The organism is Microcoleus sp. D3_18_C2 (assembly GCF_036702395.1).
Lineage (GTDB): Bacteria > Cyanobacteriota > Cyanobacteriia > Cyanobacteriales > Microcoleaceae > Microcoleus.
The window spans coordinates 53,960-60,128 of sequence record NZ_JAUBTG010000038.1; the positions used below are offsets into that span (position 1 = coordinate 53,960).

Below are 6,169 nucleotides of genomic sequence, written 5' to 3' on the forward strand. Positions count from 1 at the left end.
GAGATGCCATGCCTCGCGTCAGAGCACCAGAATTCCCCGGAAACTACCCGTGGCTGAACACCGAAAAACCTTTATCCATTGAATCCTTAAAAGGGCGCGTCGTCCTCCTTGACTTCTGGACGTACTGCTGCATCAACTGCTTGCACGTCCTCCCCGACTTAAAATACCTCGAACAAAAATATAAAGATTCCCTCACGGTTATCGGCGTTCACTCGGCTAAATTTGAAAACGAAAAAGAAGTAGAAAACATCCGCCAAGCTATCCTCCGCTACGATATCGAACATCCCGTAATCGTTGACAGCGGCATGAAAGTTTGGCAAAGCTACGCGGTTCGCGCTTGGCCGACTTTAATGGTGATCGATCCTGAAAGTTATGTCGTTGGCTTTGTTTCCGGCGAAGGCAATAGAGAAGCACTTGACGAGTTAGTTGGCAAGTTAATTGCTGAATACAAAGATAAAAATGCGCTTAATTTTAAAGAACTGCGTTTTACCTTAGAAAAACAGCGCAAACCTGTATCAACACCGCTGGCTTTTCCCGGTAAAGTGCTGGCATTTGCGATCGGTGCAACGGAGGCAAAACATCTTCACCAACAGGTTGCGCTTTTGGGCGAAATGAGTCAGGAAAATGAATCTGTAGATGAAACTGTATTGCCAGGGCCGGCTAATTCAGTCATACAAAACTTAGTGGGTTCTTGCTTATTTATTGCCGATTCCGGCCACAATAGGATTGTTGTCAGCACCCTCGAAGGTGAGGTGCTGCACGTTATCGGTAGCGGTAAACCGGGTTTAACTGATGGGGAGTTTGAAGAGGCTGAGTTTTTTGCACCTCAAGGTATGGCTTTTGATGCAGAAAGTCAGATTCTATATGTTGCTGATACGGAAAATCATGCTCTCAGAAAGATTGATTTTACGACTCAACGGGTAGAAACTGTTGCTGGTACGGGCGAACAAAGTCACGAAATTTCACCCCGCAGTGGCAAGGCTTTAGAAACGCAATTGAATTCGCCTTGGGATTTAGAAAGAGTTGGAAATAGGCTTTTTATTGCAATGGCGGGTTCCCACCAAATTTGGGAAATGCAGTTAGACACTGGCACGATCGCCACTTATGCAGGTATTGGCCGAGAATCCTGTGTTGACGGGAATCTTGCAGAATCTGCTTTTTCTCAGCCCAGTGGCCTGTCTACGGATCGATCGGAGTTGTTTGTTGCTGACAGCGAAATTAGTTCGATTCGCGCTGTGGGTATTGATGAAGACCCGAAGGTGCGTACAGTCTGCGGTAGCGGTGAATTGTTTGGTTTTGGGGATAAAGATGGTCGCGCTGAGGAGGTAAGGTTGCAGCACTGTTTGGGTGTGGAATACGCTCAAAATTACCTATGGGTGGCTGATACTTACAATCACAAAATTAAGCGGATCGACCACCGGGGCGGTACGTGCAGAACAATGATTGGAGATGGTAAAGCAGGTTTGGTTGATGCTAAAGGTCTCAAGGCTCGATTTTTTGAACCTTCAGGGTTGAGTGCGATCGGGCCTCATTTGTTTGTTGCTGATACGAACAATCATGTAATTCGCAGAGTTGAGTTGGATACGCTGGAAGTCACAACTTTGGATTTCCCCAGTTTGTGCGCCCCGGATGTTTGTCTTCCTGATTAAGTCGATCGACCTTTTTTACTTCAGGCAGGGTTCTCAATTCTCGTGATTGCCAGATTGATTGTGTTAAAGTAGGGTGCTATTCGGCGCACCTTACCACAATTTTCAAGCCAAGTAAGTTAACCTAGCACGCAGAAACCGGTTTTTTTACCGAATCTGCGGCCTACAACAGGTCTTTTCGTAAAAAAACCCGGTTTCTAAACAATCGTGCATAAGTCTTATGTGGTTAATTCAATGGTGAGTTAACCCGCGATCGCCCGTATTAAATAATCGCAAAAATCCTCGCCCCAATCTAAAATTCCGAATAGCTCAGCAGCCGCACTATTTTTTCATTATCGTTCAATTCGCCGACAATCCGTCGCACGGGTTTCGGCCAGATTTTAATCAAAGTAGGAGTTGCTGAAATCTGATCTGCCTCAGCTTGGTCTGGATGTTTCAAAACATCAATTACTTTTAAAGTGTAGGGACGATCGAGGCATTTCTCTAAGAACTGGTGTAAAGTTTCGAGAGTGCGTTCGGTGCTGGGGTTGCTGCCGGAAACAAACAGACGCAAAACGTACCCTTGAGTTTGTGGCGGTGGGGTGAGTGCTGTTGGTTTGGGAAGCCGAGTCTGCTGCGATTGCGGAAAGCCCAAGGGAGTTACTATGGAATTGCTCCAGTCCGATCGAGCTTCGGGGCTGGCATACTGTACAACTAAGTCGTGATTTTCCCAAAGTTCGGGGAATTGTTCGTGATAAGTAGCGATTGCCATCGGTTCGCACATTTCTTCGCTGCGGGGATGCCACACTAAGTCGCCAGTCCCAAAAATGGCGTTCAGCAGCGTTTGATGTCGCAGCACGGGGGGGTAAGCCTCGGCAGCAACCCGCACCTGCCGATCGCCTGGATCGAGCCAGCAGTCAATGGTTGCCGTGTAGCAAGGTATCAGAAAATGCGGCGGTTCCGACAAACCGAGGATCTCCTGTAGAGCTACGCACAACTGCAAATGCCACCGAGTTTGCTTGTGGGGGTCTATGCAATAGATTAAGTCTCCCCCTGGTGTAAACAGCGCAATGCCTTTGAAAAATTCTGGCAAAATAGGGCGATCGACTTTCAATTCAGTACACCAATAAAAGTTAACAGTTAACTGTTAACTGTTAACTGTTAACTGTTAACTGTTAACACTCGACCTTTAGACTCGACCTCGCAGCATCTGAGCCATTTCGTTCGGGAACGGCGAGTTCTCTACACAAAGTTCTTCAGTAATCCGACCTTCTTGATAAAGACCGTAGAGCGACTTATTCATCGTCGTCATGCCTTCATAAGTATCTTTGATCATGATTTGATTGATTTCCTCATTCTGCCCCTTCATAATGTATTCCTTAACCACGTCGGTATTGATCATCACGTCGTGGAAAGCAGCCCGCTTGCCGTCTGTGGTTTTGCACAGCAGTTGAGCAATAATCGCCACTAGGGATTCGGAAATTGAAACCCGTATGGCATCCTGTTCTTCCGCCCCGAACATATCAAGAATCCGGTTCAGGGTTTTAACCGCACTGTTGGTGTGCAGGGTTCCTGCAACTAAGTGACCGGTTTGAGAGGCTTTGAGGGCGATTTCCACCGTCTCTCTGTCCCGAATTTCTCCTACTAGCAGCATATCGGGGTCTTGTCGCAGAGCGCCTTTGAGAGCGCTCATAAACTTGAGGGTGTGCCTGCCGACTTCCCGGTGCTTAATCAATGATTTTTTGCTTTCGTGTACGAATTCTACCGGGTCTTCGATCGTGATGATGTTGTAGGCTTTATTCTTATTGATGTAGTCGATCATCGCGGCCAAGGTGGTAGACTTACCCGAACCTGTCGGCCCTGTCACCAAAATCAGCCCTTTGTGGTAGCCACATATTTTCCTAAATACCTCCGGCAGTTTCAATTCCTCCATTGTCAAGATTTTGGCAGGAATTAGCCGCAGCACCATTGCCGGGCCGGCCAAGGAGTCCATGCAACTGATCCGAATGCGGACGAACCCGAAGTCGAAAGCGCCGTCAAAGTCTAGGGTTTTTTGGAAAATTTCAATTTCTTCATCGCTCATGCACTCCCGCAACCAGCCAAAAAACGTATCTAAATCCGTCGGTGGATAGCCGATGTCGGCAATCTCGCCCCGCGTGCGGAAGCGGGGAACTTCGTTTACTCCGAGGTGAAGGTCGGATACTCCTTCTTCTTTGGCTCGCATGACTAGCTCTTTCAAAGTCGGAGATCCGCCGCTGCTAGAACTCTGGCTTTTAGGTGTGGCGAAGGATTGCGAGGCTGGTGCTGGTGCCGGTGGCGCTGCTGGTGCTGGTGCCGGTGGCGGTGCTGGTGGCATTCCTGCTGCTCTGGGGGGCATTCCGGGAGCAGGAGGGCGGGGCATTCCGGGTGGTGGGGGGGCTCCGGGTACGGGCGGGCGAGGAGCGGGCGGATGCTGTTGTGTCATATGCGCTACCTTAAGTTGGTGAGAAGGCTGACTCGAACAGATGATTTGTGGGAGTTGAACAATGCCGATCGCCATTGTGCGCGTCTTGCACAAAAGCTTAACTGTTGTTCTCAGTCTATCCCAAGAGGGGGTCGTAGTGCTGCACTACTAAGGAACTATTGTGCCAATTGGAGGATGTCATCACTCTCGATATATGATCAAATATGGATTTTTGACTTTTTTGGATAAATTTCTTAATCAAAAGACTTTGCCACAATTTAAAAGTATTAAATTATACTTTGCCCAACTATTAAGGACTTAAACGGATGAATTCTGTCGATCGGGCTTTTACTCCAGCTTTGGAGTTGGCGGAGTCGATCCGCACGCTGGAAGTGTCGCCTTTAGAAATTGTCAATCTGTACTTGGAACGCATTGAGCGATTAAACCCTGAGCTGGGCAGTTATTTTACTGTAACGGCCGATCGGGCGATCGCCCTAGCTAAATCTCAAACCGAACAACTAGCTGGGTTAAACAAGCCACAGGAATTGCCACCTTTTTTCGGAGTGCCGATCGCCATTAAAGACTTGACACCCGTTACCGGCGTTCCGTGTACCTACGGCACTCAGGCTTTGCAGGGTAACATCTCTGCCTACGACGAGTCAGTAGTATGGCGGATCAAAGCAGCGGGATTTAACATTCTGGGCAAAACAGCCACCTCTCAAATTGGCTCATTACCTTACACCGAACCAGAAGGTTTCCCGCCCGCGCGCAATCCCTGGAATTTAGACTATACGCCCGGAGGTTCCAGCGGAGGCTCAGCGGCGGCTGTAGCAGCGGGTTTGTGCGCGATCGCCCAAGGTTCAGACGGCGGCGGTTCGATTCGAGGTCCAGCTTCCTGCTGCGGTTTAGTAGGCATTAAACCGTCGCGGGGGCGAGTTTCCTGGGCACCTGTCGGAGATTACCTCAGCGGCATTTCTGCCAACGGCCCACTGGCGCGCACTGTAGCTGACGCCGCCGCACTTTTGGATGTGATGTCAGGCTACACAACAGGCGATCCGTACTGGCTACCCGATTCAAATCCGACTTTTCTAGAGGCTTCCCGTCAAAAGTCGGGCAAACTGCGAATTGCGTTTTCTACCAGTATTTCCCCTGTGGGCGAGGCTGCGCCTATCTGTCAGCAAGCGGTACTCGAAACAGTAAAATTATTGACAGATTTGGGTCATGATGTCGAACCTGGATGCCCGGATTTTACGGGTTTAATCGAACCGTTTATCGCAATTTGGCAGTCTGGGGCGGCGGCAAGTGGCATTCCAGGCCCTGCTTTGGAACCGATGAATCGCTGGCTGTTAGAAAGAACTATTTCCGCTGGGGAATATTTGCGGGCGGTGAATCAAATGCAGGTGATTTCACGGCGGATTGTGGGATTCTTTGAAAAATTTGATGTGTTAGTTTTGCCAACTTATATGCACTCGCCAATCCGGGTTGGGGAGTGGGCGGATTTGAGTTTTGAAGAAACTTTGCAGCACATTATTAATTGGGTAGCTCCTTGTCCGCCGTTTAATGCTAGCGGTTTGCCTGCGATCGCACTTCCTGCCCTTTTAGATAACAACGGTTTGCCCGTGGGAATTCAAATTATCGGGCGGCCGGCGGCGGAAGCAACTTTAATTGCTTTAGCGGCGCAGATGGAAGCGGCGAAACCTTTCCCCGTTTTAGATTTTAAATAGGGAATAGTAAGGGATAAAATCACATTTCCCTTTTTTAGGGGTTAGAAGCTGTTCGCTAATTTCTGGACAGAACTACCCATTGCTTTCCGTTTGTCCATCTATTAACCGATCGACATATTCTCGCTTGCCGTTCCTGCCAGTTGGGGACTGCTTTCAATTTGTCTTTGATTCCTGGTTTCACCTTGAAACACACAGGATCTTTATCTAGTGGCTCATCACTGGTAAAACCAAATTTATTGTCTTTATGGAATGGCATTGTTGTTTTTTGCCGTAGTTGATATACTGACACGTAACATACATTAGACCTCTTGCAAAATAATTTTATGATATAATGAAAAGTTTTGCTGAAAGTTGATTGAATCCCAACTCTTAACTTA

The 6,169-nt window shown here is 48.2% G+C and carries 4 protein-coding genes; 2 read left to right on the top strand and 2 right to left on the bottom strand.

Going from position 1 to position 6,169, the window contains the following annotated elements:
* Positions 1 to 8: 8 nt before the first annotated feature.
* A complete protein-coding gene (locus QUA88_RS20530; protein WP_333273515.1) occupies positions 9 to 1,649 on the top strand; it encodes a thioredoxin-like domain-containing protein in 1,641 nt (546 codons plus the stop codon).
* Between the two features lie 289 nt (positions 1,650 to 1,938).
* Here QUA88_RS20530 and QUA88_RS20535 read toward each other — a convergent pair whose 3' ends face one another.
* Positions 1,939 to 2,739 carry a circadian clock KaiB family protein gene (locus tag QUA88_RS20535; protein WP_333057317.1) on the bottom strand — a complete coding sequence of 267 codons (801 nt, stop codon included), beginning with the start codon at positions 2,737 to 2,739 and terminating at the stop codon, positions 1,939 to 1,941.
* Between the two features lie 75 nt (positions 2,740 to 2,814).
* Positions 2,815 to 4,089, bottom strand: coding sequence for a type IV pilus twitching motility protein PilT (locus QUA88_RS20540; RefSeq protein WP_333233794.1), 1,275 nt, complete (start codon positions 4,087 to 4,089; stop codon positions 2,815 to 2,817).
* A 305-nt stretch (positions 4,090 to 4,394) separates the two neighbouring features.
* On the opposite strand from QUA88_RS20540, the gene QUA88_RS20545 reads away from it, so the two are divergent.
* Positions 4,395 to 5,792 (top strand): amidase, encoded by a 1,398-nt coding sequence (locus QUA88_RS20545; RefSeq protein WP_333057314.1) that lies wholly within the window; start codon positions 4,395 to 4,397, stop codon positions 5,790 to 5,792.
* The last annotated feature ends 377 nt before the right edge of the window (positions 5,793 to 6,169 follow it).

Excerpts from the sequence above, each read along its gene's own strand:
- QUA88_RS20530 (WP_333273515.1), top strand. The coding sequence starts at position 9 with ATGCCTCGCGTCAGAGCACCAGAATTCCCCGGAAACTACCCGTGGCTG.
- QUA88_RS20540 (WP_333233794.1), bottom strand. The coding sequence starts at position 4,089 with ATGACACAACAGCATCCGCCCGCTCCTCGCCCGCCCGTACCCGGAGCC.
- QUA88_RS20545 (WP_333057314.1), top strand. The coding sequence starts at position 4,395 with ATGAATTCTGTCGATCGGGCTTTTACTCCAGCTTTGGAGTTGGCGGAG.